24 protein-coding genes are annotated in these 26,267 nt (G+C 58.8%); 7 read left to right on the top strand and 17 right to left on the bottom strand.

All coding sequences use genetic code 11. The features are described 5' to 3' along the window. Positions 1-390: 390 nt before the first annotated feature. Positions 391-693, top strand: a complete 303-nt coding sequence (locus tag ACIOWA_RS23060) for a hypothetical protein (protein WP_007916505.1) — start codon at positions 391-393, stop codon at positions 691-693. A gap of 112 nt (positions 694-805) precedes the next feature. Here ACIOWA_RS23060 and ACIOWA_RS23055 read toward each other — a convergent pair whose 3' ends face one another. From ACIOWA_RS23055 to ACIOWA_RS23015, 9 genes are all read right to left on the bottom strand, one after another. Beyond that, on the bottom strand, positions 806-2,443 hold the full coding sequence (locus ACIOWA_RS23055; protein ID WP_401162098.1) for a BatD family protein: 1,638 nt from the start codon (positions 2,441-2,443) through the stop codon (positions 806-808). Continuing rightward, positions 2,440-4,176 carry a tetratricopeptide repeat protein gene (locus ACIOWA_RS23050; protein ID WP_401162096.1) on the bottom strand — a complete coding sequence of 579 codons (1,737 nt, stop codon included), beginning with the start codon at positions 4,174-4,176 and terminating at the stop codon, positions 2,440-2,442. Before ACIOWA_RS23050 ends, ACIOWA_RS23055 begins: the two co-directional genes overlap by 4 nt. Next, positions 4,173-5,252, bottom strand: coding sequence for a VWA domain-containing protein (locus ACIOWA_RS23045; RefSeq protein WP_339466359.1), 1,080 nt, complete (start codon positions 5,250-5,252; stop codon positions 4,173-4,175). Before ACIOWA_RS23045 ends, ACIOWA_RS23050 begins: the two co-directional genes overlap by 4 nt. Further along, positions 5,245-5,742, bottom strand: coding sequence for a DUF4381 domain-containing protein (locus tag ACIOWA_RS23040; protein WP_339434154.1), 498 nt, complete (start codon positions 5,740-5,742; stop codon positions 5,245-5,247). The genes ACIOWA_RS23045 and ACIOWA_RS23040 overlap by 8 nt, the downstream gene beginning before the upstream one ends. Beyond that, positions 5,739-6,683 carry a DUF58 domain-containing protein gene (locus ACIOWA_RS23035; RefSeq protein ID WP_221733546.1) on the bottom strand — a complete coding sequence of 315 codons (945 nt, stop codon included), beginning with the start codon at positions 6,681-6,683 and terminating at the stop codon, positions 5,739-5,741. Before ACIOWA_RS23035 ends, ACIOWA_RS23040 begins: the two co-directional genes overlap by 4 nt. Before the next feature lie 5 nt (positions 6,684-6,688). Further along, positions 6,689-7,648 (bottom strand): MoxR family ATPase, encoded by a 960-nt coding sequence (locus ACIOWA_RS23030; protein WP_007913915.1) that lies wholly within the window; start codon positions 7,646-7,648, stop codon positions 6,689-6,691. A 196-nt stretch (positions 7,649-7,844) separates the two neighbouring features. Continuing rightward, complete coding sequence (locus ACIOWA_RS23025) at positions 7,845-8,198, bottom strand: hypothetical protein (protein ID WP_339494275.1); 354 nt, start codon at positions 8,196-8,198, stop codon at positions 7,845-7,847. 102 nt (positions 8,199-8,300) lie between these two features. Next, positions 8,301-8,876 (bottom strand): hypothetical protein, encoded by a 576-nt coding sequence (locus tag ACIOWA_RS23020; protein ID WP_401162093.1) that lies wholly within the window; start codon positions 8,874-8,876, stop codon positions 8,301-8,303. Positions 8,877-8,964: 88 nt separating this feature from the next. Then, positions 8,965-10,125 (bottom strand): colicin-like pore-forming protein, encoded by a 1,161-nt coding sequence (locus tag ACIOWA_RS23015; RefSeq protein WP_401162091.1) that lies wholly within the window; start codon positions 10,123-10,125, stop codon positions 8,965-8,967. 753 nt (positions 10,126-10,878) lie between these two features. On the opposite strand from ACIOWA_RS23015, the gene ACIOWA_RS23010 reads away from it, so the two are divergent. Further along, positions 10,879-15,774 carry an NAD-glutamate dehydrogenase gene (locus tag ACIOWA_RS23010; protein ID WP_401162089.1) on the top strand — a complete coding sequence of 1,632 codons (4,896 nt, stop codon included), beginning with the start codon at positions 10,879-10,881 and terminating at the stop codon, positions 15,772-15,774. A gap of 60 nt (positions 15,775-15,834) precedes the next feature. Here the strand turns inward: ACIOWA_RS23010 and ACIOWA_RS23005 are convergent, their stop codons facing one another. From ACIOWA_RS23005 to ACIOWA_RS22985, 5 genes are all read right to left on the bottom strand, one after another. Next, positions 15,835-17,139 (bottom strand): hypothetical protein, encoded by a 1,305-nt coding sequence (locus tag ACIOWA_RS23005; protein WP_339466364.1) that lies wholly within the window; start codon positions 17,137-17,139, stop codon positions 15,835-15,837. Between the two features lie 159 nt (positions 17,140-17,298). After that, entirely contained in the window at positions 17,299-18,012 is a 714-nt protein-coding gene (locus tag ACIOWA_RS23000) for an ATPase (protein WP_401162087.1), read from the bottom strand. Positions 18,013-18,249: 237 nt separating this feature from the next. Beyond that, positions 18,250-18,651, bottom strand: a complete 402-nt coding sequence (locus ACIOWA_RS22995) for a cupin domain-containing protein (RefSeq protein ID WP_123533561.1) — start codon at positions 18,649-18,651, stop codon at positions 18,250-18,252. Positions 18,652-18,860: 209 nt separating this feature from the next. Next, positions 18,861-19,154 carry a putative quinol monooxygenase gene (locus ACIOWA_RS22990; protein ID WP_123533564.1) on the bottom strand — a complete coding sequence of 98 codons (294 nt, stop codon included), beginning with the start codon at positions 19,152-19,154 and terminating at the stop codon, positions 18,861-18,863. A 123-nt stretch (positions 19,155-19,277) separates the two neighbouring features. Then, on the bottom strand, positions 19,278-20,711 hold the full coding sequence (locus tag ACIOWA_RS22985) for a PLP-dependent aminotransferase family protein (protein ID WP_401162084.1): 1,434 nt from the start codon (positions 20,709-20,711) through the stop codon (positions 19,278-19,280). 228 nt (positions 20,712-20,939) lie between these two features. Here ACIOWA_RS22985 and ACIOWA_RS22980 point away from each other — a divergent pair, with 228 nt between their 5' ends. Next, positions 20,940-21,380: a carboxymuconolactone decarboxylase family protein gene (locus ACIOWA_RS22980; RefSeq protein ID WP_339434161.1), complete on the top strand. Its 441-nt coding sequence runs from the start codon at positions 20,940-20,942 to the stop codon at positions 21,378-21,380. 7 nt (positions 21,381-21,387) lie between these two features. Here the strand turns inward: ACIOWA_RS22980 and ACIOWA_RS22975 are convergent, their stop codons facing one another. Further along, the gene (locus ACIOWA_RS22975) at positions 21,388-21,702 is read right to left on the bottom strand and encodes a hypothetical protein (RefSeq protein ID WP_339539610.1); all 315 of its coding nucleotides are present in this window, start codon (positions 21,700-21,702) and stop codon (positions 21,388-21,390) included. Positions 21,703-21,909: 207 nt separating this feature from the next. On the opposite strand from ACIOWA_RS22975, the gene ACIOWA_RS22970 reads away from it, so the two are divergent. From ACIOWA_RS22970 to ACIOWA_RS22960, 3 genes are read left to right on the top strand one after another with little or no spacing between them, the layout of a single operon-like run. Then, positions 21,910-22,575, top strand: a complete 666-nt coding sequence (locus tag ACIOWA_RS22970; protein WP_339434163.1) for a secretin and TonB N-terminal domain-containing protein — start codon at positions 21,910-21,912, stop codon at positions 22,573-22,575. Then, positions 22,572-23,123 carry an RNA polymerase sigma factor gene (locus tag ACIOWA_RS22965; protein ID WP_339434164.1) on the top strand — a complete coding sequence of 184 codons (552 nt, stop codon included), beginning with the start codon at positions 22,572-22,574 and terminating at the stop codon, positions 23,121-23,123. Before ACIOWA_RS22970 ends, ACIOWA_RS22965 begins: the two co-directional genes overlap by 4 nt. 31 nt (positions 23,124-23,154) lie before the next feature. Then, the gene (locus ACIOWA_RS22960; RefSeq protein WP_401162081.1) at positions 23,155-24,093 is read left to right on the top strand and encodes a FecR family protein; all 939 of its coding nucleotides are present in this window, start codon (positions 23,155-23,157) and stop codon (positions 24,091-24,093) included. A gap of 364 nt (positions 24,094-24,457) precedes the next feature. Here ACIOWA_RS22960 and ACIOWA_RS22955 read toward each other — a convergent pair whose 3' ends face one another. Continuing rightward, positions 24,458-25,066: a prepilin-type N-terminal cleavage/methylation domain-containing protein gene (locus ACIOWA_RS22955; RefSeq protein ID WP_401162079.1), complete on the bottom strand. Its 609-nt coding sequence runs from the start codon at positions 25,064-25,066 to the stop codon at positions 24,458-24,460. Then, positions 25,063-25,509 carry a type II secretion system minor pseudopilin GspH gene (gene gspH, locus ACIOWA_RS22950; protein ID WP_339466368.1) on the bottom strand — a complete coding sequence of 149 codons (447 nt, stop codon included), beginning with the start codon at positions 25,507-25,509 and terminating at the stop codon, positions 25,063-25,065. Before gspH ends, ACIOWA_RS22955 begins: the two co-directional genes overlap by 4 nt. 120 nt (positions 25,510-25,629) lie before the next feature. On the opposite strand from gspH, the gene ACIOWA_RS22945 reads away from it, so the two are divergent. Further along, complete coding sequence (locus ACIOWA_RS22945) at positions 25,630-26,067, top strand: type II secretion system protein N (protein ID WP_401162077.1); 438 nt, start codon at positions 25,630-25,632, stop codon at positions 26,065-26,067. Positions 26,068-26,267: the final 200 nt, after the last annotated feature.

Raw genomic sequence — 26,267 nt, 5'->3', positions numbered from 1 at the left:
GTCTGGAAGAACCTTGGAGAGACTTGAGCACGCGTTAAGAAACGAGGTGCGTCAACAGGCGCAGGCTCTGGAGTAGATTTGTGGGGATCTATCAGAGTCTGTCCCCGTTTTATTTACTTGGTCCAGTGGCATACGAGGATTTAATTGGACTCACGGAACATATTCGTTCTGTGTTTGATCACTGAGGATACTGGGACAGACCTCGTTTAAATAAAAACGTGGTCTGTCCCTGAGGGATCCTGTCCTGTCGCGAGGGCGAAGAGATTAGAAAAAAATTCTAATGGTAAATGGGGCACAGACCACGTTTAGAAAGTGCTCCGAAAACGTAGTCTGTCCCCGTTTTACCCAAAGAGGGGATGATAGGAACAATCAATTTCCGGAGGTCAGAGAGTGATTGCTGAAGATTTTGAACTTGTGACAGCCATTTTTCAGCTGGTTGAGGCCGGAATTGTTCACGGTTATGACGCCTTTCGATACCGCGTTGAATGGGGGGGGAACTATATGGAGGCAGACCTCGCCGTTGAAAAAAATGGCTCAGAAATCTGGGACGCTGAAACTGATTTCAATCATTCGAAAATCTATGCGCTTGTAGAAAAATTACACGAGCATGCAGTCGCTCGCGGTGAGCCCTGGAAGGCATTTGTTCTCTCCTATCGCGAAGGCGAACAAGTGAAAACGAAATTCGACTATTGATTCCGATTGTCTTCAGCCTTTTTTCCCTAAAGCAAAATCGAAAGATCGCAGCCTTCGGCAGCGCCTACACATACCCTCTGTAGGAACTGCCGAAGGCTGCGATCTTTTGCTTTTACTTCGGATAAAGCGGCGGCAACCCGCTATCACCCACCGGATCCTGCACCCGTTCCGCCGCTGGAATCGTGCGGATCGCCCGCCACAAATCCTCACCCTGCCAATGCTGCCCCGTCTCGCTGTACAGCGCTCCATTGAGCCCATCCAGCGCATCCGACAACGGCACAAACCGCGCCGCCATATCCGCCAGCGTCTCCGGCTGCTGGCGCGCCCACGCATCCAGTGCCTGCCGTGTCGCCTGCGGATCATTCGCCTGGCTCGCACGCTTGATGTCATCCATCAACGTGCGTGGACTCGGGCCGGTTTGGGCGGCGCGGTGCACGGCTGGTTGCCAGCGTGCGCGCCACCACAGGCCGAAGCCGAGGAGGGTGGTGCAGGCGAGGATCAGGGTGCTGAGTTTCCACCACCACAACACATCGTTATCGACGATGCTCGGCTGCAGGTTGCCGGTCGGGGTGTCGACTTGCAGGCTCGGGTTGTTGGCCACTTGCAGAGTGCGCGCCGGCAGGCTGCTGTGTTCCAGGTGGTCTTCGAAGGTGTTCCACCAAACCACGTCCACCGTCGGCAATTCGATGGCGCCGCTGCGGCTCGGCACCAAGGCTTCGCGTTCTTCACGGCTGCCGACAATGCCCCGGTCAGTGCTCTGGTTGCTCAGCACCGGTTGATCCGGGTAGCGGCGCAGGCCGTTGACGTCGGTGGCGGGCAGTGCGGCCAATTGCGAGGCGGCCAGGCCTTCGACTTTCAATGTCAGGCTGCGGGTCAGGGAATCGCCAACCTGAGTGTGTTCAGGTTCCGGATTCCAGCTTTCGCTGAGGCTCAGACTGCGCGCGGGCAGCCACGGCGCATCGACCGGATAGGTCAGGGGTTTGGGTTTGACCGTCAGGGGGATTTCGGAGGAACTGACGCGCATCAATTTGCCCGGTTTCGGCCCCTGCGCATTGGCATCCTGAGACGGCTGCGTATCGACCAGTGTGGCGCTGAAGGTCTGCGGCGCGATGGTCAGCAAACCGCTGTGCTGCGGGTAGATCGCATAGCGCATTTCGATCACGCCATGGCGCACACCGTTGAGGTCTTTTTCGTAGGTACGCGTGTCGCCAAGCTGTTCGATGCGCGCGTCGGCGATTTTCAGCGGGGTCAGGCTGCTGTCGTCGTACAGCGACACTGAATGGTAGATGCGCAGGGTCAGGATGGCCTGGGCCTGCACATAGACGCTGGACTGATCGAGGCTGGCTTCGATAAACACCGGGTCGAGGCTGTTCTGGTCTTCGCGGGTGTCGCTTTCGACCACTTGCACGCTGATCGGTTGGCTCTGCACATCGCCCATCTGCAACGCTGGAATCACCACGCTGCCGTTCTCTTTCGGCAGCAGGGTAATGATCCAGCGTGTGGTAGCGCGGTTGTCGCCATTGAGGGTGTTCAACTGGTTGACCTGCCGCGTGCCGCGCACTTCGAACAGGGGCTCCAGCGGGGTCAGGTCGGGTTTGCCGAACTGGGTGACGTCGCTGGTTTCGAGGGTGAGTTCGACCGTCTCGCCGGAGTTCAGGCGACTGCGATCCACGCTGGCCGTCAGCTCGGCCGCCTGGGCAGTGGCCGTGCAGATCAGCAGGGGCAGCAAGAGAGCGGTGAAGCGGGTCATCGAGTGTTTTCCTGATCCTGATGTTGTTGCTGTTCGTACCAGAATTTGCGTCGCAGCAATTCGCCCGGGTCATCCGGGATCTTGCCCAGCCATTGTTCCAGTGCCTGACGTTGCTCGCCTGCGAGGTTGTCCTCGCTTGGCTGCAGTGTCGGCGTCGTGTCTCGTTGCTCTTCCGGCTCGTCGCCCGGCACTTCATTGGGGCCCGGTTGCGGCGGGGGGGGCGGCGGCGGCTCGTTGGCCGACTCGGCAGGCTGGGCCTCGCTCTGGGATTCACTTTTCACCGCCGCCGGTGGCGCGGTGGCGGTCGGCGGTTCTTCGCCCGGCGAGTTTTGCTCGGCGGGTTTACTGTCCGGTTCGACGGGCGGCGGCGTGTTTTTCTGCTTGAGCAGATTTTCCACCAACGCCTTGTTGATCTGCGCCGGGCGCAAATCGGGTTGCAACTCCAGCGCCTGCTCATAGGCGTCAATGGCCGCTTCCAGCTCACCGCTTTTGGCCAAAGCGTTGCCACGATTGTAGTGGTCGCGAGCATCACCGCCTTCGGCGAAACGCTGGGCGGCGCCACTGTAGTCGCCGGCCTCGTACAGCGCCACCCCTTGCCACTGGCGATCGTCAAAATGTTGCGCCGCTTCGGCCGGGCGCTTTTGATTGAGCAAGTGCAGACCCTGTTGGTCAGGGCGCAGCCACAGGTCTTTGAAGTCAAAAGCGTAGCTCGGCTGTGGCAGGCAGAACAGCAGCGGCAGGCAAAACAGCCAGCCGCGTCGTCCGGCACTCGCGGCCAGTAGCAACAATGGCAACAGCAGCCAGTAACCCTGATCGGCCCACGTATCCAGGCGCACGGTCTGACCGTCGTCGCGTAAGCTGCGCGGGCCATCCAGCAGGCCGAGGGCACGCAGGTCGGTTTCGTCCAGCCGGGCAGAGTGATACTCGCCGCCAACGCTGTTGAGGAAAGCACCAAGCCCCGGACTGTCGAGTTGCGGTACACGAATCGCGCCTTGCTCGTCCTTGAGGAAACTGCCGTCCTCCTGAGCAATCGGTGCGCCTTCAGCGGTGCCAATGCCGAGCATCAACAACTGCGCCGAATGCCCGTTCAGCGCGCGGCGAATGCCTTGGCGTTCCTCTTCGCTCAGCGATGAGCCGATCAGCAGAATCCGGCCCTGACCGAGTGCGCCCTGCTTGAGCAATGCCAACGCTTTGCCCACGGCAAGGTCAGCACGATGACCGCTTTGTGGCATCAATGACGGTTTAAGCGCGTCGACCAGGTTTCGGCTGGTTGCCAGGTCATCCGACAGCGGCACCAGCGTGTGGGCGCTGCCGGCGTAGACGACGATGGCGGTCTGCGCGTCGCTGCGTACCTGGAGCAGATCGAACAGCTTGCGCCGCGCCTGTTCCAGTCGCGTCGGCGGTGAATCGGTGGCGAGCATTTCCGGCGTCAGTTCCAGCACCACCACCAACGGATCGGCGGGTTTCTGGCTGGTCTGTTCGACGCGCTCCCAACTCGGCCCGAGCAGCGCCACAAGGCCCAGCAACCATGCCCCGCCTAGGACGATCCACGGCAGTTTGCTGTCGCGACCGTTACCGCCACTGAGCAGGGCGGCATGAAACGCCGGCGGCAGAATCATCTGCCAGCGCCCGGCACGCTTTTGTCGGTGCCAGAGTTGCCAGATCAGCCAGCCGAGCAGCGGCAACAACAACAGCCACCAAGGGCGGAACCAGTGTGGCCAGAGGGCGATCATCGGCGCCTCCGCAGACGCAGGCGTTTGAGGCGCTCACGCCAGTCAGGCAGCGGACTTTGCAGATACAACTCCTTGGTGAACAGGCGTTGCAGCGGATTGTCCGGCCATAATTCGCGGGCGACCAGTAACAGGCTCAGCCACAAGGCCAGCGCCAGCGGCCATTGATACAAGGCTTGCGCCGGGCGCGCCTGGGTGGGTTGCTGGGTCACTGGTTCGAGCTGATCGAGGGTGTCCTTGATCGCTTGCAATTCTTTGCCGTCATGCGCGCGGAAATACTGGCCGCCGGTGACTTGGGCGATAGCCTTGAGTGCCGGCTCGTCGAGGTCCAGGCTCGGATTGATCCCGAGCAAACCGGTCGAACCGCTGTCTTCAGGATTGGCGCCGATGCCGATCGGGTAAATCTTCACGCCCTCGCTGGCGGCGAGTTTCGCTGCGGTCAGTGGATCGATTTCGCCGCCATTGTTGGCGCCGTCGGTGACCAGAATCAGCACGCGGCTCTGCGCCGGACGCATGCGCAGGCGTTTGAGGGCCAGACCGATGGCGTCGCCGATGGCGGTGTTCTTGCCGGCGATGCCGATCCGCGATTCATCAAGCCACACGCGCACGGTGTGGCGGTCGAAGGTCAGCGGTGCTTGCAGGTAAGCCTGACTGCCGAACAGGATCAAGCCTACGCGGTCGCCGTCGCGGCTTTCGAGGAAATCGCCGAGCAGGTGCTGTACCAGATTCAGACGGCTGACTTCTTCGTCCTGCCATTGCATGTCGGGGAAATCCATCGAGCCGGACACGTCCACCGCCACCAACAAATCACGGCCACTGGCGGCAATCGGCAGCGGTTCGCCGAGCCATTGCGGGCGTGCAGCGGCAATCAACAGTAACAACCACAGCAGCATGAACGGTGCCTGCTGGCGCCACGCCGGCAGGTTCGCCCGGGCGCGGCGGCGGGCGAGACCTTCCAGATCAGACAGGAAACTGACTTTTAGCGCTGGCTCGCCACTGTCCGCCACCGGCAGCACCAGACGCATCAGCCACGGCAGCGGCAACAGCACAAAGATCCACGGCCAGGCGAACTCAAACATGTTTGCGAATCCACGTGTCGACAGCTTGGGTCAGGCCGGCGATGGCTTTGTCGTCGAGTTTGCATTCCGGTTTGTACGCGCCTTCAACCAGTACCATCCAACGGGTGAGGCCGGCAGCCGGGCAACGGTTGTCGAGGAATGCCAGCCACTTGCGGCCATTGAGCGTATGACTCTGGCTGTAGGGGTAATGGTTGCGGCACAGCCGTTTGAGCAGGCCGTTGAGTTGCTGCAACCACGCCCCGGCCGGCGCGCCGTCGTAGGGTTTGGGCATTCGCGCCAGTTCGGCGAGGGCGGCAATGCGCACCGGGTCGAGCGGCTGTTCGGCACGCACGATCGGGCGTTTCTTGATCGGGATGAAACGCCGCAGCCGCCACACAGCAAAACCGAGCAGCGGCAATAACAGAAGCAGCAGCCACCAGCCCGGCGCCGGTGGCCAGAAGGCGATCGGTGGCGGCGAAATTAGCGGTTGTAGCTGATCAAGGTCGTTCATCGACCTTTCCCCGGACGCTGCGGGTTGAGGAATTCACGCATTTGCTCGACTAACTCGCTTTGCGTGCTCAACGGCATCAGCAGCACGCGCAGCTTTTGGGCGAGCAATTCCCAGCGCGCGATGCGTGCTTCGGCCTGGGCGCGATAGGTCTGGCGCAGCTCAAAGTTGAGGGTGTCGAGTTCAAGCTGTGCACCACGCTCGGCGAATCTCAGCAATCCCGCGGCGGGCAGGGCGTGATCGAGCGGATCGGACAGTGGCAACATCAACAGATCGCAGTGGCGCGACAGCAGGCTCAGTTGTTGTTCGGCGCTGTCGGACAAGGCGCGCTCATCGCAGATCACGATCACCAGACTGCCCGGGCGCAGCACCTCACGGGCGCGCCGCAGGGCCACGCCAAAGGCATCGCGGTCCGGTTCACGTTCGCTGTGCAGCGATTGATTGACCTTGACCAGGCGATTGAGCAATTGCAGCAAACTTTGCTTGCTGCGCCGAGGCTTGATCTCGTAATGCTCGTTGTCGCCGAACACCAGTCCGCCGACCCGGTCGTTATGGCCGAGCGCCGCCCAGCCAATCAACGCCGCCGCTTGCGCCGCCAGCACCGACTTGAACATCAGGCCTGAGCCGAAAAACAGCCGCGTGCTTTGCTCGACCATGATGAAAATCGGTCGCTCGCGCTCTTCATGGAACAGTTTGGTGTGCGGTTCTTGCGTGCGCGCCGTCACGCGCCAGTCGATGGTGCGTACGTCGTCGCCGGCCTGATAGACCCGCACCTGATCGAAGTCGACGCCGCGACCACGGAATTTCGAATGATGCAGACCGATCAGCGGGCTGCGCTGACTCGGCGTGGAAAACAGCTGCACTTCGCGCACGCGATGACGCATCTCGATCAGCTCGGCGAGGCTGACGCGGATGCCCGGTTCGGACGGCAGAGGGGCATTCATAGGGGTCAAGCGACGGCTACGACGTCGAGAATCCGCTGCACCACACGATCCTGATCGATGCCAGCGGCTTCGGCTTCAAACGACAAAATGATGCGGTGGCGCAGCACGTCGAACAGCACCGCCTGAATGTCTTCGGGGCTGACGAAGTCGCGCCCGGCGAGCCAGGCATGGGCGCGGGCGCAGCGATCGAGGGCAATCGAGCCACGCGGGCTGGCGCCGTAAGCGATCCACTCGGCCATTTCCGGGTCGAACTTGGCCGGGTTGCGCGTAGCCATGACCAGTTGCACCAGGTATTCCTCCACGGCGTCGGCCATGTACAGACCGAGGATTTCCTTGCGTGCGGCGAAGATTGCCTGCTGGCTGACCCGGCGTTCGGGCTTGGTCTCGCCGTTCAGCGCTTCGCCACGGGCTTGCTGGAGGATGCGGCGTTCGACGGCGGCGTCGGGGAAGCCGATTTTTACATGCATCAGGAAACGGTCGAGCTGCGCTTCGGGCAGCGGATAGGTGCCTTCCTGCTCGATCGGGTTCTGCGTGGCCATTACCAGAAACAGTGGCGACAGCTCATAAGTGCTGCGCCCGACACTGACCTGACGCTCGGCCATGGCCTCGAGCAGCGCTGATTGCACCTTGGCCGGGGCACGGTTGATTTCGTCCGCCAGCACCAGGTTATGGAAGATTGGCCCCTGTTGGAACACGAAGCTGCCGGTTTCCGGGCGATAGATCTCGGTACCGGTGATGTCGGCGGGTAACAGGTCGGGTGTGAACTGGATGCGATGGAACTGGGCTTCGATGCCCTCGGCGAGTTCTTTGATCGCTTTGGTCTTGGCCAGGCCGGGAGCGCCCTCGACCAGCATGTGGCCGTCGGCGAGCAGGGCGATGAGCAAACGCTCGATGAGTTTTTCCTGGCCGAGAATCTGCGTTGAAAGAAAGGTTCGCAGCGCCAGCAGCGCTTCACGATGTTCCATCGATGACTGTTCCTGGAAAGGGGTGGCCACGGGCGTCTGGATAACACCGGGGCTGGGGGCGTTACTTTAATCCATCGCGGGGGGTGGCGACTAACGGCATTTTGCGCAAAGTGCGGGAAATGACCGTGGGAGTTGTTGGAATTTTGTAGCAGGGGGGATTGCTTGCCTGCTCGCGATGGGGCCAGACCGGACGCCATCAAACCTCGTTAATGAAGGTGCCAGTCCCGTCGAGGATATTCGTCAAGGTCTCGACAACCTCTTTCATATCCACCATATCCGGGTTAAAGGTGATCTCCAGCACATCATCCCCATTCAACACATCGGCATCTGTCGCGGCGATTTCGATCTTCAGCAGGGTCGATGTCAGTGTGACTTTCACGCCGTCCAGCGTCGAAGGCTCGCCATCCAGGGTGATCTCCAGCTCGTCCTCGTCCGGATAGCGGCTCATCAGGAACATGTCGCCCTTGTCGCTGTGGCAGCAGAGCATGGCCATGTTGTCTTCTTCGTCGTCGCACGGGTTGACGATCAGTAGGGCGGTGGTCATTTGCATTGGGGTATTCCTGGTTGAACGGGCGCAAGAGGTTCGAAACCGCGATTTTGCCAGCTTGGATTTTTTTTTGCAGGCTTGCGTTTCAAGGAAAGTACAGGACGTTCATTTTGAGTGGCTCCGTCTTTTCTTTTCCTGCGATTTTTTAATCATGAGACGTGGGAAGTAAAAAAAAAGGCGATGGAAGGAAAAGGGAATCAGGAAAAAAAGAATCAGCATTCCTGAAGAGTATATGGAATAGAAAAGTACGTTGCGGCCGAATAAATTGGCAAACCTTCCAGTGCTCTGCCCCAAGTCAGTGTTGGTTAAATAAAATGCGAGCGTGCAAAATAGAGTAATGAAAGTGGTGAAGAATATACCGACGATAATTCTTGCGAAGAGGTGTGTTTGGTACTGTGTCGGGTCAATATTCATTGTTTTATGTACCTTGCAGAAGATCGTGCTGGCAAATATTGGTCCTGTGATTGCGATATAGTTTGCGGTTACTTTTGAGCTGAAAGGGAATACAGAGGACCAGAATCCAGTCAGGCCAAATAGTTTTTTGTCCACGAATTCGTTGAGCGCGAAGTCCCAACTGGTTTGTGGCGCTGCGGGGAGTAGGAGGTTTATAAGAAAAATCGGAATGCAGAAAATCCCGACTGCCAATAGTGGTACCGTTATTTCCGGTGTCTTTTTAATCACAAGGCATTCTCCAATGTGTCGCGCTTATATGAGTTCTGTAGCAGGCTTGGGCCGAGCAGATGGCCTCAATCCTGCTAGAACGGGTTTCTTATGTTTCTGGCAATGCCCTATCTAGTTTTTCGAGGATAAATATATTTATTTTTTCTACGTTGCCAGCATTCAAGTAGGCTGCTACTGCGGCTATCAGCAAGCCGACCGCCACGATACCGGGTGTGCTCACTGCAAGCGTCGGAAAGAAAAACGCAGCACCGATAGCCAGAATCGCACCTGCCCCGATTCCGGCAGCGATACTTTCAAACTCCAACATCAAGGGCTTCCAGTTGCCATCCTGAAAACCAATAACTGCCTTGGTGACAACGGAGTGCGCCTGAACGATTTTTCCGGTCAAGCCAAACCCCTTGGCGAGCTTATTGACACTGTCCATATAGGTCGCTTTATCCAGCGCATTGAGCCGCGCATTGGGATTGGTCCGCACTTTCTCGAAAGTCTGCATCGCCTCCGTATAGCTTCTGATCTTCTTCCCCGAAATGTCCTTTTGCAGATCCATGACGACCTGATGCAGGTTCTTGCCATAGTTATCAAGGATGTATTTGTTCGCGTCTGCGACATAAGCTACGGCACGTTTGTAATCATCGATCTGCCTGGTTTGCTCTTCTGCGGCGATTCTCGACTTCTCTTCAGCGATGCAGTGGGCCTCGGCAATGGCGGCCAGACGTGCTTGCTCGTGCGCCTGTTTACGAGCTTCCTGCGCTTGGCGTACGGCTTCGGCAGCCTGTTGCATGGCCAGAGCCTCCGCTTGGCGACGATTCATTTGCGCGTACAAGTTGGTTTGTTTGACCTGAAGGTTTGCAATTTGATCGTTGAGGATCATCGCATTGTAAGTGGCCTCCAGCTTTGCATATTGTTTTGCGATTTTTACGGTTTGCAATTGTTGTTGGAGCTCAGTGTTTTTCTGGAATAACAATTCATTGACTATGTTTAGGGTGCGAGACAGCCATGCATCGGGTGTCATGTTCGCAATGGGTGGATGTCTGCTATCGACCTGGCTTAATTCAGATTGCAGGATGGCTTCAAGATTTTGCTGGCGTGCATGGTAGTCATTCTGAAGCGCGAGGGTGAATCCATGCATTGGATTCCCCAAGGGGTAATTCTTGCGGATATCACCGCGAATCTTGTCGGGATTCAAGTTGATGATTTCCCATGAGCCGTCGCCGTAGATAATCATTCCTGGGAGTTCCAGTTGAGACATGTGCAAGTTCCTTGTGCATTTAAGGCCCGATCCGTCGGGCGGTAGGTGTTTGTATTGTTAGCATTGAGTAGCGCCTCGGCCAAGTCGGGACCCGCGAATATGTTCCGAGATGTTTGTGGGTTATTTCTTTACAGATTGTAAGAAAAGATGAAGGGTGGTTATCTTGTTGTTTTAGTTTGACTTGTAGTGGGGTGCACAGGTGGATATGGAAATGCTCAGTGCATTGAAGAGACTGAGCGGGAACGTTCTTCGCTCAGGTAGTAACTTCAGGTCCAAATGGATCTGCGTCAGGCACCTGTGCTGAACCCGATGCCACGCTCAAGATCGATAGTGCGGCGTTTTCGTTTCTGGATATGTAGCGGCAAAAGGTCTGGAACTGGCACGAATGTCCCGTAAATACGGGCATTCAGACCAGCGTTTTTCGCCCTGACTGCTAGTGTTCACCGTTGCCAAAGCCTCGGTTTGCGTGCCATTGACCGAATATGTCGCAGCACCGCAAGCAGACACATTGTCGCACCCATTAAGCTGCGCAACGGATGAGCACCCGTAAAGGCATTGTCGGCAGCCCTGACAGTCGCTTTTGCAGATGCCCATTCATGGAAGGTGAATGTGACCTGAGCGTCCCGTCCAGCTTCACCCACCTGTCACCCTGTTTCCTCTGCCCGAGAATCAGGAGCAGGGCGATACAAACCCCGAAAGGGGTGTTGCACGCGACGCTTTCCATCAATAACAAGCTTAAGCGGAGTACCACAGATGGCGTTCTTCACCGCAGCCAGCAAAGCCGACTTCCAGCACCAACTGCAAGCGGCACTGGCGCAGCACATCAGTGAACAGGCACTGCCACAAGTGGCGCTGTTCGCTGAACAATTCTTCGGCATCATTTCTCTGGACGAGCTGACCCAGCGTCGCCTCTCCGACCTCGCTGGCTGTACTCTTTCCGCGTGGCGCCTGCTTGAGCGCTTCGATCACGCGCAACCGCAAGTGCGCGTCTACAACCCTGATTACGAACGCCACGGCTGGCAGTCGACCCACACCGCGGTCGAAGTGCTGCACCACGACCTGCCATTTCTGGTCGACTCGGTGCGCACTGAACTGAACCGCCGCGGCTACAGCATCCACACCCTGCAAACCACCGTGCTGAGCGTGCGTCGTGGCAGCAAGGGCGAATTGCTGGAAATCCTGCCAAAAGGCACCCAGGGCGACGACATTCTGCAAGAGTCGCTGATGTACCTGGAAATCGACCGTTGCGCCAACGCGGCCGAACTGAATGTGCTGAGCAAAGAGCTGGAGCAGGTGCTCGGTGAAGTCCGCGTCGCGGTCGCCGATTTCGAGCCGATGAAAGCCAAGGTGCAGGAAATCCTCACCAAGCTCGACAACAGTGCATTCGCCATCGATGCCGACGAAAAGAACGAAATCAAAAGTTTCCTGGAATGGCTGGTGGGCAACCACTTCACCTTCCTTGGCTACGAAGAGTTTGTGGTCACCGATCAGGCCGATGGCGGCCACATCGAGTACGACCAGAACGCCTTCCTCGGCCTGACCAAACTGCTGCGCACCGGCCTGACCTACGATGACCTGCGCATCGAAGATTACGCCGTGAGCTACCTGCGTGAGCCGACCCTGCTGTCGTTCGCCAAGGCTGCGCACCCAAGCCGTGTGCACCGTCCGGCCTACCCGGACTACGTGTCGATCCGCGAAATCGACGCCGACGGCAAAGTCATCAAGGAACACCGTTTCATGGGCCTGTACACCTCCTCGGTGTATGGCGAGAGCGTGCGGGTCATCCCGTTCATCCGCCGCAAGGTCGAAGAAATCGAGCACCGCTCAGGCTTCCAGTCCAAGGCTCACTTGGGCAAAGAACTGGCCCAGGTGCTCGAAGTGCTGCCGCGTGATGACCTGTTCCAGACCCCGGTCGACGAACTGTTCACCACCGTGATGTCGATTGTGCAGATCCAGGAGCGCAACAAGATTCGCGTGTTCCTGCGCAAAGACCCGTACGGTCGTTTCTGCTACTGCCTGGCCTACGTGCCGCGCGACATCTATTCCACCGAAGTTCGCCAGAAGATCCAGCAAGTGCTGATGGAGCGCCTGAAGGCTTCCGATTGCGAATTCTGGACATTCTTCTCCGAGTCCGTGCTGGCTCGCGTGCAGTTGATCCTGCGTGTCGATCCGAAAAACCGTCTCGACATCGACACCGTACTGCTGGAAAAAGAAGTGGTTCAGGCTTGCCGTAGCTGGCAGGACGACTACGCCGCACTGACCGTCGAAAGCTTCGGCGAAGCCCACGGCACCAACGTGCTGGCCGACTTCCCGAAAGGCTTCCCGGCCGGTTACCGCGAGCGTTTCGCCGCGCATTCGGCTGTGGTCGACATGCAGCACCTGCTGAGCCTGAACGAAAAAAATCCGCTGGTGATGAGCTTCTATCAGCCGCTGGGTCAGGTTTCCGGCCAGCGCGAGCTGCATTGCAAGCTGTATCACGCCGACACGCCACTGGCGCTGTCCGACGTCCTGCCGATCCTGGAAAACCTCGGCCTGCGCGTGCTGGGTGAATTCCCGTACCGCCTGCGTCACACCAAAGGCCGCGAGTTCTGGATTCACGACTTCGCGTTCACCGCCGCTGAAGGCCTGGAACTCGACATCCAGCAACTCAATGACACCCTGCAGGACGCTTTCGTCCACATCGTTCGTGGCGACGCCGAGAACGATGCGTTCAACCGTCTGGTGCTGACCGCCGGCCTGCCATGGCGCGACGTAGCGCTGCTGCGTGCCTACGCCCGTTACCTGAAGCAGATTCGTCTGGGCTTCGATCTGGGTTACATCGCCAGCACCCTGAACAACCACACCGACATCGCTCGCGAACTGACCCGGTTGTTCAAAACCCGCTTCTACCTGGCCCGCAAGCTCGGCAGCGATGATCTGGAAGACAAGCAACAGCGCCTGGAGCAGGCAATTCTGTCCGCACTGGACGATGTTCAGGTGCTCAACGAAGACCGCATCCTGCGTCGCTACCTGGACCTGATCAAAGCCACGCTGCGCACCAACTTCTATCAGACGGATGCCAACGGCCAGAACAAGTCGTACTTCAGCTTCAAGTTCAACCCGCACGCGATTCCTGAACTGCCGAAGCCAGTACCGAAGTTCGAAATCTTCGTTTACTCGCCACGCGTTGAAGGCGTGCACCTGCGCTTCGGTAACGTTGCTCGCGGTGGCCTGCGCTGGTCCGACCGTGAAGAAGACTTCCGTACCGAAGTCCTCGGCCTGGTAAAAGCCCAGCAAGTGAAGAACTCGGTCATCGTGCCGGTGGGTGCGAAGGGCGGCTTCCTGCCGCGTCGCTTGCCACTGGGCGGCAGCCGTGACGAGATCGCGGCCGAGGGCATCGCCTGCTACCGCATCTTCATTTCCGGTCTGCTCGACATCACCGACAACCTCAAAGACGGCGCACTGGTGCCGCCGGCCAACGTCGTGCGTCATGACGACGATGACCCGTACCTGGTGGTCGCGGCGGACAAGGGCACTGCAACCTTCTCCGACATCGCCAACGGTATCGCCATCGACTACGGCTTCTGGCTGGGTGACGCGTTCGCGTCCGGTGGTTCTGCCGGTTACGACCACAAGAAAATGGGCATCACCGCCAAAGGCGCGTGGGTGGGCGTACAGCGTCACTTCCGCGAACGCGGCATCAATGTTCAGGAAGACAGCATCACCGTGGTGGGCGTCGGCGATATGGCCGGTGACGTGTTCGGTAACGGCTTGCTGATGTCCGACAAGCTGCAACTGGTTGCTGCATTCAACCACCTGCACATCTTCATCGATCCGAACCCGAACCCGGCGACCAGCTTCGTCGAACGTCAGCGTCTGTTCGATCTGCCGCGTTCGGCTTGGACCGATTACGACACCAGCCTCATGTCCGAAGGCGGCGGTATCTTCTCGCGCAGCGCGAAGAGCATCGCAATTTCCCCGCAGATGCAAGAACGCTTCGACATCAAGGCTGACAAGCTGACCCCGACCGAACTGCTCAACGCCTTGCTCAAGGCACCGGTTGATCTTTTGTGGAACGGCGGTATCGGCACTTACGTCAAAGCCAGCACCGAAAGCCACGCCGACGTCGGCGACAAGGCCAACGATGCGCTGCGCGTGAACGGCAACGAACTGCGCTGCAAAGTAGTGGGCGAGGGCGGTAACCTCGGCATGACCCAACTGGGTCGTGTGGAATTCGGCCTCAATGGCGGCGGTTCCAACACCGACTTCATCGACAACGCCGGTGGCGTGGACTGCTCCGACCACGAAGTGAACATCAAGATCCTGCTGAACGAAGTGGTTCAGGCCGGCGACATGACCGACAAGCAACGCAACCTGTTGCTGGCGAGCATGACCGAAGAAGTCGGTGGTCTGGTGCTGGGCAACAACTACAAGCAGACTCAGGCCCTGTCCCTGGCAGCGCGTCGCGCTTACGCACGCATCGCTGAGTACAAGCGTCTGATGGGTGATCTGGAAGGCCGTGGCAAGCTGGACCGTGCCATCGAGTTCCTGCCGACCGAAGAACAGATCAACGAGCGAGTGGCAGCAGGCCATGGCCTGACCCGCCCCGAGCTGTCGGTGCTGATCTCGTACAGCAAGATCGACCTCAAGGAGCAGTTGCTGGGCTCTCAGGTGCCGGACGACGATTACCTGACCCGCGACATGGAAACGGCGTTCCCGCCGACGTTGGTCAGCAAGTTCTCCGACGCCATGCGTCGTCACCGTCTCAAACGTGAAATTGTCGGCACCCAGATCGCCAACGACCTGGTCAACCACATGGGCATCACCTTCGTTCAGCGACTCAAAGAGTCGACCGGCATGAGCCCGGCGAACGTGGCGGGCGCATATGTGATTGTGCGTGACATCTTCCATCTCCCGCACTGGTTCCGTCAGATCGAAGCCCTGGATTATCAGGTTTCCGCTGACGTGCAACTGGAGTTGATGGACGAGCTGATGCGTCTGGGCCGTCGTGCTACGCGCTGGTTCCTGCGTGCCCGCCGCAACGAGCAGAACGCTGCCCGTGACGTCGCGCATTTCGGTCCGCACCTGAAGGAGTTGGGTCTCAAGCTCGATGAACTGCTGAGCGGCGAGATCCACGAAAACTGGCAGGCGCGTTATCAGGCTTACGTCGAAGCCGGTGTGCCGGAGTTGCTGGCGCGTATGGTGGCGGGCACCTCGCACCTGTACACCTTGCTGCCGATCATCGAAGCCTCCGACGTGACGGGCCAGAACCCGGCAGAAGTGGCCAAGGCCTACTTCGCCGTGGGCAGTGCGCTGGACATCACCTGGTACCTGCAACAGATCAGCGCACTGCCGGTTGAAAACAACTGGCAGGCCCTGGCCCGTGAAGCGTTCCGCGATGACGTCGACTGGCAGCAACGTGCGATCACCATCTCCGTCCTGCAACAGGGCGACGGCACTCATGAAGTGGAAGAACGCCTGGCGCTGTGGATGGAACAGCACGAAAGCATGATTTCGCGCTGGCGTGCCATGCTGGTGGAAATTCGTGCTGCGAGCGGCACTGACTACGCCATGTATGCAGTGGCCAACCGCGAACTGCTGGATCTGGCGTTGAGCGGGCAAGCGGTAGTGCCTGTAGTTGCTGCGAATGCCGAGCCTGAATTGGCGTAAGTAGTGGCTGAATGAGAAAGCCCCGGTGTCGTGAGATGCCGGGGCTTTTTTTATCAGTTTTCAATGCACTGCAGAACAGCGCAAGGCGAAACTGCATACACCTTGTGGATGCGGCAGAGAAGTGCCGGATACGACGATCTGACCTTTCTGAATGGCAATGCCGTTTGCCATGTCCAGCACATCAGTCAAATCAATCATTAACTTGCCTTGATTGCCGAAACCGAGATCAGGTTCGCCAGTTGGGTGGAATTGGGCCAGGAGCAATTTTGAGTTTGATTCGCCCAAGGTGTTGGCAATAACCACTATTTTGTTGTCATCTCGTTGCGCGCCAGATATCCATTGGATGCCAAGCGGCGCTTGAGGAAAGGGCGTGAGGAGCGGATTGCCTCCGTTGAAAGAGCCAGCAAATGCACCTTTCGAATCAATACATACCATTACACCCGAGAATATTCCGGTCTGTCCGGTGCTCCCCATTCCGAGAATATTGCCGTCAGGCATTTGTACAAGCTCGGTTATTTCACTACTAGGATTCTGGAAATCAAACAGAACAAAACCATTGCGGCCAAAATTTCTGACAGGAATGCCCTGAGCGTCAAAACGAGCAATCATGGCGAACGACGTGCCTTCTACGTGTGCTGAACCTGCGACGGCAAATGTCCCGTCTTGGAGGTGAAGCAGTGAGCCAGCCCAAGTAGAGTTCGCCAGGTACTGGATGGGAACATAACCTTTCCCATCGCCAAACGTCGTGTCCAAGGATCCGTTTGGGTTGAGCCTCATTAACAGACCAATCTGGTCCGCAAAGCTGTACGAATGATTGCTAAGAACCATGAGTTTTCCATCGGGCAACTCGATCGAATTACCATTTTGGCTTGATGCAGACGGGCCCTTTTGTTTCTTTTCCTCTTCGGATAGCGCGTATTGAGGTGAAGTAATCGGATGAACGACAGTTACCCCGCCTTCTCCAAACGCCGACACGAGGGCGCCCTTGTCGTCGTAAAGCGCAAGCCCGCGTACCGGTGGAGCGCCAAATTCCTCTAGGTCAAAAAGTCCATCAAGCAATATTCTTTGGTCCTTTAGCACGCGAATGCTTTTGCCTGTTGATTTGAAACCGCTGGCAAACATACCTGTGACGGTTCCTCGATTACCAAAGCTGTCGTCCTGCTTGCCATCCGCAGTCAATCGCACAATTGAATACTTTTGTCCCGATCTGGCAGCAATCAGTAACTTGTGGTCCGGCGTAACGGTTATGCCACTGGCGAAGCCATTATCTCCATCCGGATATTCGAGCCAGGAAATGCCCGTGCCATCAGGCCCGAAGTCGGGATCGAGATCTCCAACTGTTGAATTGCCGAATTTATCAGACATTTTTTGTTCCTCAATACGCGTGGGGAACTGCGTATAGCGACATCCGAAAGAGGCGGATCGGTGCAACGCAGGCTGGCTATTGGAGGCGCTTGAAGAGTGGCTGTCTACTGTAATACCTGACAGTAGACAGTCGCCTGAAAGGGTGGTGGGTACCTGTTATCAATACAACTTTTTTGCTTGTGTGTTATCGAGCATCGACACTTTTCTCGTCGGTCTGGTCAGTAAATTACTGAGCGGCTGGTCAAAATTCTGCAATGCCCTTACTTGAACGTCTTGTTGTTGAGTGATGTCCGCAATAATCTCCTCGGAACGTTTAAAGTCCGCCCAGAGTTGCGTCAGTTCTTTCGCGTCCGAGCCTTTTGCCGTGCCGATGTAGTTAAGTTGCACATCATAGAAATCGGCACTCACGTCCGCCTTGATATCGGAACTGCGCGAAGTGGTCAGTTGGCTGTGGGTGTCGACAATCGCCACCACATCCGGTCTTGCAGCACGCAGGCTTTGCGTGTCCGGGTAGACCGTCACTGAGCCGAACTGGCGTTGCAGGGAGGCGTTGACCCAATCCACCGCCATGTCCGGTTTCGAGCTGGCAACATAGGCGTCGTGAATCGGTTGCACCAGCAGGCTCTGGCCGAAACCGGTGCCGGCGTTGGCCTGATAGTCGCGCAGGTATTCGCGATTGATCTGGGTGCTTGGGCTGTAGATGACGCCTAGCGCGACGCCGGGACCGCTTTTCACCTCAGTGGTATTGCTGCGGCCGGTCGGGTGGGGCAGTAGCGTGTCGAGGGATGAGACCGCTTTAGGAGGGGTGGGCACTGAACAGGCGCAGAGGGCTAAAACCGAAATTACCAACGTACTGGCCAACGCAAGTTTCATGGTGAATCTCCCGTGAAACAACTTCAGTCGGAAAGTTGCAATTGCCGAGTTTTAAAAGGGCGCTCGGCTTTAATTCAGGCTAAACCGGAGAATCTGTAAGGCAGCTGACAATTTGTCGGTTTATCAGCGCGTGGATAGTTTCATTTGCTTTAAACGGAACCGGTTAATTTCTCCGAGCAATAAAAAGGCGCAAATCAACGATTTGCGCCTTTTTATTTATGGCAGGCCGAACAACTATCAGTCTTTCAGGGGGATCAGCACTTGCTCGTCCGGGGCCAGCACCATAAACACCAGCAACTTGGCTGGTTTGCTTTTGCTGGCGTTTTTCGACACCAGATGTTCGGAACCGGCCGGTTCGTACCAGAACTGGCCTTTTTTGTAGGTGATCGCCTGTTCACCTTTCACCTGGGAAATCACTTCGCCTTCCAGCACATAGGCCATGGCGGTGCCGTCGTGTTTGTGGGCAATCGAGGATTGGCCGGGCTTGTAGTCGACTTCGATCATCATGGCTTTTTTACCCGGTGCGTTTTTCAGCATCTGGTCTTGTAGCACAGTGACTTTCTCGGACGGGTCATGGGCCAGGGCCGAGGCAGAAATCGTCAAGGCGAGGGCAGCGGCGAAGAAGTGTAGGGCTTTCATGGCGGATCACCTGTGAAGTGGGGATGTCGGTGATCACAGTAGTGCGCGGGGTGGCGCATTCAAACGGCCAATATTCGGGAAGATCGGGTGACCAATACTGGGGGATGCCAGAAAAAACCGGTGTGCGGCAAACGCCTTCGCGAGTAAGCCCGCTCCCACAGTGGGTCGCATTCCAATGTGGGGGCGGGCTTGCTCGCGAAGGCGTCGGGTCAAACGATAGGGAAACTGTTGAAATCCACGCTATTGGCCAGCCGGCTATCGATCAAGTCGATAAACCCCTGCGCCTCGGGCCGGTTGAAATGCGCCTGCATCGCCGCTTCCGACTGCCAACGGGCACTGACCATCCAGCGGTGGCTGTCCTCGGGGCAGCGGTCGACCATATAGGAATCACAGCCCGGCGTTTCGCGCAGGGTTTCGACGATCTTCTGCAGTTGCCTGCCCAGTTCATCCGAGCGGCCGGCGGCGGCCTGCACCTGTACGGTGTTGATCACTTCGTTGGACATTGCTCACACTCCTGAATCAGGCCGGACGAATCCTGCTCATTGAGGGAAAACGCCTGTGCAGAATAGGCCGGCACCTCGCTATCACCAATAACCAATCGGCGGTTTATCGGTTAGGCCAATCACTCAAGCCACTTGCTGGAGTATGTCGCGCAGGCGATCGAGGGCGATATCGATGTCCAGGGTTTCGATGGCGCCGAAGCCAAAGTACAAACCGTTTTTCGGCGCTTGCTGATGATAGAAACCGTTGATCGAGTACAGGCCCACTTCAACCTTTTTCGCCAGTTCGATCACCAGCGGCAGGTCGATCGGCCGTTTGCAGAACGCCGCCATGTGGAACCCGGCGCTGGGTGGCACCGCCTCAAGCCACGGCGACAAATCGCTGGCCATGCGCGCCAGAATCCGTTCGCGGCGCTGGGCGTAAATCGTGTGGCAGCGGCGGATATGCTTGAGCAGGCAACCCTCGGCGATGAACTTGGCCAGCGCCCATTGCGGCAGGGTAGAGGCATGCAGGTCGGTGAGTTGTTTGGCGCGGATCACCGCTTCGAGGATCGCTGGCGGCAGAATCGCATAACCCAGGCGCAGCTCTGGCAGCAGGGTCTTGGAGAAGGTGCCGACATAGGCGACGATGCCGCGCTGGTCGAGGCTGAACAGTGAGTCGGTGGGCCGACCTTCGTAGCGAAACTCACTGTCGTAGTCGTCTTCGATGATGATTGCGCCCAGCTCATAGGCGCGGGCCAGCAAGGCTTCGCGCCGCGCCGGACTCATCGGCATGCTCAGGGGAAACTGGTGCGAGGGCGTGACGTAGATCAGCCGCGTGCCCCCCGGAATTTGCTCAACCACAATGCCTTCGTCATCCACGGGCACGCCGACCACATCCGCGCCGTGGGTGCCGAACAGCAAGCGCGCCGGCGGGTAGCCCGGGTCTTCCATCGCGACCCGACTGCCGGGGCTGATCAACACGCGGGTGATCAGGTCCAGCGCCTGTTGCGCGCCGTTGCACACCACGATGTCTTCGTCCTGGCAGTTCACCCCGCGAGAAAACGCGATGTGCCGGGCAATCGCATTGCGCAACGCCGGCAAACCTTCGGGCACGCTGTAGAAGCCTTTTGAACCGGCCATCTGGCGCATCGCATGAGAGACACAGCGGCGCCAGTCGTCATGGGGAAACTGGCCCTTGCTGGTGGCGCCACCGATGAAGTCGTAGCGCAGCGAACCCTCCAGCGTCGGGTGGCGCAGGAACACCGGCAGATTGCGCCAGCGCTCGATCACCTCGGCGCTGGCCAGCTCGGTGTGGCTTTGCTTGCGTTGGACCTGCGCCGGGCGGGCGTTGACGTAGGTGCCTTTACCGATCACGCCGGTGAGGAGGTTTTCGTAGGTCAACTGCGCGTAAGTGTCGGAAATGGTCTTGCGCGAGATCCCCAGTTGCTCGGCCAGCAAGCGGCTGGGCGGCAATTGTGTGCCAGCGGCCAGACGCCCGGATTCGATGGCGTCGCGCAGTTGCTGATACAACTGACCGGCCAGATCCTTGCGGCCGTTGATCACAACGTGAAGTTCCATACCGACGAGGCTCCCGAGGCTATTTGGCGTGCCCGCCAGATTACCGCTGTTGCGTGGTCGGCAATAGTTGCGCAGCACAAAAACCCGAAATTGGTCACCGCTCCCACAAGGGGGATTTGTGTGTGGCCGGGATTTCACTGGTGTAGCGATATTCCGTGGAATTGGGGCTGTAACGCCGGCAGCTCTGCGCTTACCGTGAACTCATCATTGCGCTTCCCGAGACCTGCCATGTCCCCGCGCCTGGACTACTACAACGCTTCGCCCAAAGCGATGAAAGCGATGATTGCCATGGAGGCGCTGACCGCCAGCCTCAGCATCGAGCAGCCACTGCTGCAACTGATCCGGATCCGCGCCTCGCAGCTCAATGGCTGCGCGTTCTGCACCGACATGCATTCGGTAGACGCACGGCGGGCCGGGGAGAGTGATCGGCGCTTGTACGCGATTGCAGTGTGGCGCGACAGCGGGTTTTTCAATCCTCGCGAACGCGCGGCGCTGGGCTGGGCCGAAGCGGTGACGCTGCTCGCCGAAAGCCATGTGCCGGATGACGTTTATCAGCAGGCACGCGAGCAGTTCAACGAAGCCGAAATGGTCGACCTGACCATCGCCGTAACCACCATCAACAGTTGGAATCGCCTCGCAGTGAGTTTTCGCCAGACGCCCAGCGACTGAAACGTTTTCAATTCGTTGGTCGTTGCGGTTTTACCGACGAGCCAAAGGTATTGCCCATGCGCGTGCTGGTGCCGGCGGGCGTCGCCAATCCCATCTGATTGGGTGGCCGCTTGTTCACCGGCACATTCAACGCCTCACGGTTTTTCTCGGCGGCCGCGGCGCCTTCAGGGTTGTTGCCCATCTGCTGGGTCAGGCAATCGTAATTCGGTGCCTTGTAGCCGCCGACCGCCACCTCTACGCAGCCCAGCGGTTGCTCGGCCTGGGCGTTGACCAATGCGCTCAGCAACAGCCCGCCAAGGGTGATCCTCCAGAGTGTTTTCATGCCTGCCTCCTGGCCAGCCCGAAGGGGCTGCTCTGGTGCTTGAGTCTAGTGCAAGGCCGATACAAAACCCGTGATGGTTTTTTTGCAGCGCCCGTCACACCAGATTCATAAACAGCCCTCAGGATGACGAATTTCAGGGATACGTCAGCCGTGCAGCGAGGCAGTTCCAGGGGCGGTCTTCAGCGTTCAACGAGGCTTGTACGCCGGATGTGTCTGGGGTGGCTGCTTGGCTGTGCGGCGAGCCACGCAATGGCCGACGCGGTGCCGGCGGACCTGCGCATGACGCTGCACATTCCGGCGCAGGATCTGGCTCGGGCACTGGATCAATACAGCCACGCCACGGGCGTTGCGGTGCTGGTCGACAGCCAGTTGAGTCGAGGCAGACGTTCGCTGGCGGTTGAGGGTCAGTACACCGCCGCTGATGCCTTGCGTCGTTTGCTCGGCGGCAGCGGCTTGATGGCGCGCTATGCCCGTGATGATGCGTTCACCTTGCAGGTGGCACAGGTCGAGGACGTGCCATCGACCGGGGACAAGCCATCGCCCGCCAGCATCGCGGTCAACCGCAGTTACGCCACGGCGGTACAAGCGGCGATCGAGCGCAACCTGTGCCGTTCACCGCTGACCCGTCCGGGCGGTTATCGCGCGGTGTTGCAGGTCTGGGTCGGGCGCGATGGCGTGGTGCAACACAACCGGTTGGTCACCTCCACCGGCGATGTACGGCGCGATACCGCGCTGGTAGAAAGTTTTCGCAGTCTCAGGATCGACCGGCCGACGCCCAGTGCCTTGCGTCAGCCGGTCACGTTGCTGTTGTTACCGCAGTCGTCAGGGAAACGCATGGAATGCACCAAATGGGAAGGAGTTTCCGGGGGATGAAAGACACCGGACAAGGTTCGATGGTCCAACTGTTCCTGACCTCTTACGAGGATTTTCGGGTGCGCCTGCGTCGGCGTCTGGGCTCAGAGGATCTGGCTAACGACGTGCTGCACGAAACTTACCTGCGCGTCGACCGCATGGAGCCGCCGCCGAACCTCTTGCGGCCCAACGCCTACCTGTATCGCATGGCCCTGAACATCGCTGCGGACCGGCGCCAGGCCGACGCGCGTTTGCTCACCGGAAGCGAAGTCGAAGAGTTGCTGCAAATCGGCGACGAGGCGCTCGACCCGGCACGGGTGGTGGGCGGGCAAAAGGAAATCCAGTCGCTGCTCAGCGCGTTGTACGAACTGCCGGCGCGGCGCCGCAAGATCTTCATTGCCGCGCGCCTGGAGGAGGCTCCCCACCTGGAAATTTCCCAGCGTTTCGGCATTTCCACGCGCATGGTCGAGAAGGAAATCAAAGCCGCACTGGGGCATTGCGCTGCAAAACTGGAAAGAAAAGTGTTTCAGCGGTTCGGTCGCGGGGCCGGAAAACCGTCTTCTGAATAGTGCCCGATCAATTCGTTGAGAATCTGCGCGTTTGAACATCTTTCGACTGACACCTGCCGAGCCATCGGCGGCCGAGAAACTGCACAGCGAAGCCCGCGACTGGCTGGTCCTGCTGACCTCCGGCCGCGCCACCGTGGCCGACGCCCGCGCCTTGCGCCAATGGTGCGCCCAGAGCGCCGAACATGCGCAGGCTTTCGAGCAGGCCAAGGTGTTGTGGCACAACCTGCAACCCGCCGTGGAGCAAATGCAGGCGCCACGCCGTTTCGGTCGCCGTGCCTTTCTCGGCGGTGCGATTGCCGCATCGGCGGCGTTCCTGCTGGTACGTGGGACGATTCCCGGTGGCTTCGAAGGGCTGGGTGCCGACTACATCACCGAAGTCGGCCAACAGCGGCGCTTCGAACCGGCGCAGGGTGTGAGCCTGGAACTGAACACGCAGACCCGCATCAATCAGCGTTCCGTGGATGACGGCGTGCAAGGTTTTGAACTGGTCAGTGGTGAAGTCGAAGTGCAGACCGCGCGGTTACCGTTGGCGATGCAGGCGGGGGGCGGGTGGTTGCGGGCCAGTCAGGCGCGATTCAATCTGCGCAATACCGATCAGCAGGTGTGTGTGACTTGCCTTGAGGGTGCTGTGGAAGTAGACGTTGAAGGGCGCAGTTTGCGTCTGGAGCCGGGGCAGCAAGTGACCTATGACGCGGGGCAGGTTGGCGCGGTACAGAACGTTGACACGGCGGCGGTGATGAATTGGCGGCAGCAGGTGTTGGTGTTTAATGGGGCGACCCTGAGCCAGATGATTGATGAGATTAATCGCTATCGGCCGGGGATGCTTTTGCTGCTCAACCGTGAGCTTGGACAGCGTCGGGTGCAGGCGCGGTTTAGCCTTGATCAACTGGCGGGTGTGGCGTTGTTGATTCGCGATGCCTACGGCGTCAAATGCACTGAGTTGCCTGGGGGGGTCGTCGTTCTCAGCTAGTGGGGGGGGCGGTGGACATTGTTTGGCTTCGCCAAACGGTCGCTGCGCTCCCCATCCCCGGATCAATCCCGGAACGAAGCCTGCCGACGGGCGCTTTAAGATCAAATGCGGTACTCGAGCTAACGCTCATTGTGTTGAGTGGGGCGGCACGCGCCGCGTGCGGGGTGTACTCAATTCTTTCTGGGAGCCTGTCAGCGATGGCGGCCTGACAGCCTTTGGCAGGTACACCCGATCCCAGTGTGAGCTGCCGAAGGCGCGGGCCGCGTTCGGACGATCTTTTGATCTTGCTTCTGAAAAATAAAATCAAAAGACCACAGCCTGCGGCAGCTCCAGGGTGGACGGGGCAGGGGATCTCAGGCGTTTGTCAGTCCAGCGGCCCAATCACCTGCCGATATTTCTCCACCCCCTGCGGCGTCTGCCGATTCAACCGAATCTCCAGCCCTTGCGGATCCTCGCGCCGATTGCCACTCAATTGCCGCCAGCCCTTATCCGTTTCCCATACCCGAATCTGTGCATCGCTCACATCGTTCAGCACAGCAACCACGTCAGTAGGTGCCGGCAACGGATACCGACTGCGCGCCGCCGCCACCGCCCGATACAGCGTGTCGCCCTTGACCCACCACCGCACCCGCTGCAACGCCCCCGGCTGATCCGCCGCCGTACGAATGATGTCCAGGCGAAAGCCCTTGTTGTCACTGCTGCGCACAGTAATCGCGGGAGGGGCGCTGGGCGGCTCGTCGTCCACACCGACTTTCTTCGGCTCAGTCAATTCAATGCCCGCGCGCATGTCCACATCCCGCTGCAACTGATTCAGCGCCCGCAACAGGCTGTCACTCTGCTCACTGCTGGCCTGCAAATGGCTGTCAGCCCGCGTCACGCTGTCGAGCCCACGCCAGGCAATCAAACTCACCACCGCCATCAGCAGAATCGCGACCATCACCTCAATCAGGGTGAAACCTTGTTGGTCTTTCATTGCACGCTGATCCGGCCGGCGACATCGCGCAGGACACTCAACTGATTGGCGCCATCGGACAACGTCAGTTGCAGCGGCGGATTGATCCACTCAGCGTTGAGCACGACTTTCTGTTTCGGCTCGACCCGCACCTGCACCTTCGGGCTCTGCCACGGCCGCGGGCGCAGTTGTGCATCGTCATTGAAATGCTCGAAACCCTTGCCGTTGTCGCTGCGCCGACTAAACCGAAAACCCTTGGCATCACTGACCCAAACAATCGGCCGGCCATCAGCGCGGGCCTCGGCCTGCGCCACCTGCAGCAACTGCGCCACACGCTCGGCGTCCTTGCGCAGCAATTGCAGCGGATCGGGCTTGATGCTCAGGCTGATCGCCGCACTGGCGATACCGATGATCACCAGCACCACCATCAACTCGATCAGGGTAAAGCCCTGTTGCCTGTTCATCGATTGCGCGCTCCTTTGCGTTGAGGATCATCCTGCACCGCCAACATGTAAGGCGTGTGAAATAAAACCGAGAGAATTGCCGCGTAGTCTGGGGGCAGGGACTAAAAGGAGATTCAGCCCATGATGTTCACCGCACGCTTTTCCCCACCGCAAATGGTCCAGGCCGCGGCACTGCTCGCCGCGCTGGTTGGCGTGGCGACGTGGTCGTCGCTGCTGCTGACCACCGCCGAATCCCACACCCCGCCGGCAGCCCCGCAATTGCTCGCGGTGCGCAGTGACAGCCCGGCGTTGCAGTGGTTTTCCAATCAAACGGCGCCAGTGGATATCAAGGTGAGCGGGGTGATGGCGAGTAGTCGGGGGGCGGTGGCGATACTGAGCCTGAACGATGGGCCGCCGCGTAGTTTTCTGCAGGGGGAGACGGTTGGGCCTGGGGTGAAGTTGGTGGCGGTGGAGGGGGATGGGGATGGGGTGGTGATTGAGCAGGGGGGGGAGAGGGTGCGGTTGGGGGTGGAGAGGTTGGTGGAAGGGCCCGTGTTACCGAAGCTAACGAGGCCCTGAATTGTATGGGTTTAGTGGGCAATTTTTGCCGTTTAGTCAGGTGTCAGTTCAAGCATCTGTGCAAAAAATGAACTGGCAAGCAAAGTATTCGTTGTTGATTTCGACGGGAGTGTCAGATTTTTTGTGTGCGGGCCGGTAACGGCCTGCCGTAAGGCAAGCCCTTCTTTCACCAGTTCAACCTGGTAAATCGATCTCCATAA

Origin of the sequence: Pseudomonas sp. NPDC087614 (assembly GCF_044743485.1) — a bacterium.
GTDB classification, from domain to species: domain Bacteria; phylum Pseudomonadota; class Gammaproteobacteria; order Pseudomonadales; family Pseudomonadaceae; genus Aquipseudomonas; species Aquipseudomonas baetica_A.
This window is presented reverse-complemented; position numbering and strand designations above follow the sequence as displayed.